Origin of the sequence: Trebonia sp. (genome assembly GCF_049794275.1) — a bacterium.
GTDB lineage: Bacteria > Actinomycetota > Actinomycetes > Streptosporangiales > Streptosporangiaceae > Trebonia.
Genome location: NZ_JBARCR010000662.1, coordinates 1 through 4,153, shown reverse-complemented (window position 1 = coordinate 4,153; position 4,153 = coordinate 1). Strand labels below are relative to the sequence as shown.

Sequence of the window (4,153 nt, the reverse complement as noted above, 5' to 3'; positions counted from 1 at the left end):
GGCCCCGACCACGCTGGCCGCGACCACGCTGGCCGCGCCCGCGCCGGCCGAGGGCGGTGGCGGACGCTCGCCAACGTCGGCCCCGTGGTCTCCGAGGCGATGGCGGTGAACGCCGTGCTGCGCGCCTTCGCCGGCTACATCCTGTTCCTGCTCGCGTTCCTGCTGCGCAGCCTGGAATTCGGCCCGCCAGGCCACCCGGTGTCGCACAACTTCGCCCTCGGCGTACTGGCCGTCGGCCTGACGACGGGCAGCCTCGCGTCAATGCTCCTCGGCTCTTTCTTCCGCGGCCGGGCCCCGCACCTGATCATGTTCAGCGTGCTGGCGATCGCGCCGGTGATCACCATCGTGTGCGCCGTCACATTCGGGCTGTGGGCGGCCGCGGTCGTCGAGTTCACCGCGATCTTCTGCGCCAGCCTGGCCAAGCTCGGCCAGGACTCGATCGTCCAGCGGGAGATCGGAGACGAGATCAGGTCGTCGACGTTCGCGGTGTCCGAGACGCTCAACCAGGTGGCCAACGTGGCAGGCGGCCTGGCCGGCGTGCTGGTGTCCATGCTGGACAACGGGCAGGCGGGCCTCGCCATCGCCGCTGGGGGCCTCGTTGTGGCGCTCTTCCTGCTCCTCGCCAGGCGACGCCAGCGCGTCCGCGTCGCGGCTCGCGCCATGCCTCAGCCGGCCCGCTAACCACGATCTTCGAACAGATGGTGCCTAACTGCCGTCCTGAAGCGGACGAGAGCTGGCGAGGGCCGCGACACGCGGGACAATAACCAGGCTAGGCTCAGCGGAGTGGGCGCAGTCCAAGGGCCCAGCCAACCGGGTATCGGTCTGACGGGTACACAGCCGTGCGGGTCAGGTCTCCAGGTCCCCCGCGACCGCGCGCAGCAGCGAGGCGATCTGCTTGGCTTCCTTGGGGTCCGGGTGCTTGCCGCGCCGGTAATCGTCGGAGATGCCGTCCAGCATCTTCATGAGGTCCTCGATGATCGGGATCATCTCGTCGGGCTTCTTGTGGGGGTGCTTGGCGGCGGCGACGGCCGGCGGTGCCTCGAGTAGCCGCAGCTGCAGCGCCTGCGCGCCCTTGCGTCCCTCCACGATGCCGAACTCGACTCGCTGTCCCTTCGCGAGCGCGGTCGTTCCCGCCGGCAGAGCGGAAGAATGCACGAACACCTCGCCCCCGTCATCGCGGGCGAGGAAGCCGAACCCCTTTTCGGCGTCATACCACTTGACCTTGCCGATAGGCACGAGCACGACCTCACGTCGTTAGGAACTGATCACCCGGGCGGCCGTGATCGCCAGCCAGATGTTATGGGCGCTTTCTAGGCTATCGGTACCGCACGGGTAATGGCAGCAGGGTTATCTTGCCTCAAGCGCCCCCCGGTGCGTGGCGACACGCCGGTTAGGGGGTCACGGCCTCACACGTTCGGATGGTGCTGGGACGGGATCGCGTGCGAGGCCGTGAGTCCACAGGCGGATCTTCTACCCCGGTCCAAGATCGCAGTACCGCCATACCCAGGGGCTATGGCAGGAAAACACGACAGCGGCCCGGGTATCCGGGCCGCTGTCGGCGTGGTTCGGAGCGCTGGACTAGAAGTCCATGTCGCCGCCGCCAGGGGCGGCGGGCGCCTTCTCCTTCTCCGGCTTCTCCGCGATGACTGCCTCAGTGGTGAGGAACAGTCCGGCGATGGACGCCGCGTTCTGCAGAGCCGAACGGGTGACCTTCGCCGGGTCGATGATGCCGGCCTTGAACATGTTGACGTACTCGCCGGTGGCGGCGTTCAGGCCCTCGCCTGCCGGCAGGGTCTTCACCTTCTCCACCACGACGCCGCCCTCGAGACCCGCGTTCACAGCGATCTGCTTCAGCGGCTCCTCCAGGGCGCGGCGCACGATCGCAGCACCGGTCGCCTCGTCGCCCACCAGCTCGATCTTGTCGAAGACGGTGCGGGCCGCCTGCAGCAGCGCGACGCCGCCGCCGGGCACGACACCCTCCTCGACCGCGGCCTTGGCGTTGCGCACCGCGTCCTCGATGCGGTGCTTGCGCTCCTTCAGCTCGACCTCGGTCGCCGCGCCCGCCTTGATGACGGCCACGCCGCCCGCGAGCTTGGCCAGCCGCTCCTGCAGCTTCTCGCGGTCGTAGTCCGAGTCGGTGTTGTCGATCTCGGTGCGGATCTGGTTGACCCGGCCAGCGATCTGGTCCGCGTCACCCGCGCCGTCGACGATTGTGGTCTCGTCCTTGGTCACGACGACCTTGCGCGCCCGGCCGAGCACGTCCAGGTCGACGCTGTCCAGCTTGAGGCCGACCTCTTCGCTGATGACCTGGCCGCCGGTCAGGATGGCGATGTCGCCAAGCATGGCCTTGCGTCGGTCGCCGAAGCCGGGCGCCTTCACCGCGACGGACCTGAACAGCCCGCGCATCTTGTTGACGACCAGGGTGGCCAGCGCCTCGCCATCGACGTCCTCGGCGATGATCACCAGCGGCTTGCTCGACTGCACGACCTTGTCGAGCAGCGGGAGCAGGTCCTTGTTGGCGGAAATCTTCGAGTTGACGATGAGGATGTACGGGTCCTCTAGGACCGCCTCGAGACGCTCCGGGTCGGTGACGAAGTACGGCGCGATGTAGCCCTTGTCGAAGCGCATGCCCTCGGTGAGCTCGAGCTCGAGGCCGAAGGTGTTGGACTCCTCGACGGTGATGACGCCTTCCTTGCCGACCTTGTCCATGGCCTCGGCGATCATCTCGCCGATCGCCGTGTCCCCGGCCGAGATGGACGCGGTGGAGGCGATCTGCTCCTTGGTCTCCACGTCCTTGGCGAGATTGGACAGTTCCTCGCTCACCCGCTCGACGGCCACCTCGATGCCGCGCTTGAGCGACATGGGGTTGGCGCCGGCGGCGACGTTACGCAGGCCCTCGCGCACCAGCGCCTGGGCGAGCACGGTCGCCGTCGTCGTGCCGTCTCCGGCGACGTCGTCGGTCTTCTTCGCTACTTCCTTGACTAGCTCGGCACCGATCTTCTCCCACGGGTCCTCGAGCTCGATCTCCTTGGCGATGGATACTCCATCGTTGGTGATCGTGGGTGCGCCCCACTTCTTCTCGAGTACCACGTTCCGGCCCTTGGGGCCGAGGGTTACCTTCACGGCGTCGGCGAGCTGATTCATGCCGCGCTCGAGGCCGCGCCTGGCGTCCTCGTCAAACGCGATCATCTTCGCTGCCATTGGTTCCAGTCCTCCGTGGCTTACGTGCGGACCGGCCGACGCCCGCGACGGACGGCATTTCCCGGCAGCAGTCCTGTCCTGCTCCGAGCAATGCCTCGTCGCCCGATCCCGCCGTATGGCTGTCACTCTCACAGGGAGAGTGCCAACGCCATGTTTAGCACTCTCAGGGGGAGAGTGCAAACGCCGCGGCGGCGTACTGGGCGTTCTCGACGGAAGGACACTGGTCATGAGGATCCTGGTGACCGGGGGTGCGGGCTTCATCGGCTCGCACTACATCAGGACGCTGCTGACCGGGGGCTAGCCCGTGCCCCCTGAGCCGACGGGCTGACTGGACGCGCTAGCTCAGTGCGGCGAGCTGGTCCGCCAGCCACCGCTGCGGCGCCTGGGCGGAGGCGGCGGCGGTGACCGCGGCGCTCCGCCGCTGCCGTTCGCCGGCCGCCATGCACAGCCCGGCGTGCAGGGCCTCGGCGGTCGCCGACACGTCGTACGGGTTGACCAGCAGCGCGCTGTCGCCGATCAGCGAGGCCGCGCCCGCCTCCCTGGACAGCACGAGGGCGCAGCCGCGCTCGCTCAGGATCGGACCCTCCTGGGCGACCAGGTTCATGCCGTCTCTGATCGGGTTGACGATCATCACGTCGGCGAGCCCGCAGGCGGCGAGCGAACGGGGGTAGTCGTCCTTGAGGTCGAGGATCAGGGGATCCCAGTCGTCGGTCCCGAACTCCGCGTTGATCTCCCTGGCCAGGTCGTGCACGCGCTCGGTGTAGGCGCGGTACTCGGCCAGCCCGGACCGGGACGGGTAGGCGAGCGCCAGGTGCACCACCTGGCCGCGCCACTGCGGCCTGGTGGCCAGCAGCTCGCGGTAGGCGGCCAGGCCGCGCAGGATGTTCTTGGACAGCTCCGTGCGGTCGATGCGGACGATGACCTGCCGCTCGCCCACCGGACCGGACAGCAC

General features: G+C 68.4%; 3 protein-coding genes and 1 pseudogene. 1 reads left to right on the top strand and 3 read right to left on the bottom strand.

Translation table 11 applies throughout. The features are described from left to right. Positions 1-681, top strand: a pseudogene (locus tag WA805_RS17780) (MFS transporter); the annotation flags it as partial. Positions 682-846: 165 nt separating this feature from the next. Here WA805_RS17780 and WA805_RS17775 read toward each other — a convergent pair. From WA805_RS17775 to WA805_RS17765, 3 genes are all read right to left on the bottom strand, one after another. Continuing rightward, positions 847-1,236, bottom strand: a complete 390-nt coding sequence (locus tag WA805_RS17775; RefSeq protein WP_422275648.1) for a cold-shock protein — start codon at positions 1,234-1,236, stop codon at positions 847-849. A 342-nt stretch (positions 1,237-1,578) separates the two neighbouring features. Beyond that, positions 1,579-3,201 (bottom strand): chaperonin GroEL, encoded by a 1,623-nt coding sequence (gene groL / locus WA805_RS17770; RefSeq protein WP_422286119.1) that lies wholly within the window; start codon positions 3,199-3,201, stop codon positions 1,579-1,581. 337 nt (positions 3,202-3,538) lie between these two features. Continuing rightward, positions 3,539-4,153, bottom strand: a 615-nt coding sequence (locus WA805_RS17765; protein ID WP_425242888.1) for a trehalose-6-phosphate synthase, incomplete at its 5' end; no start/stop codon positions are given.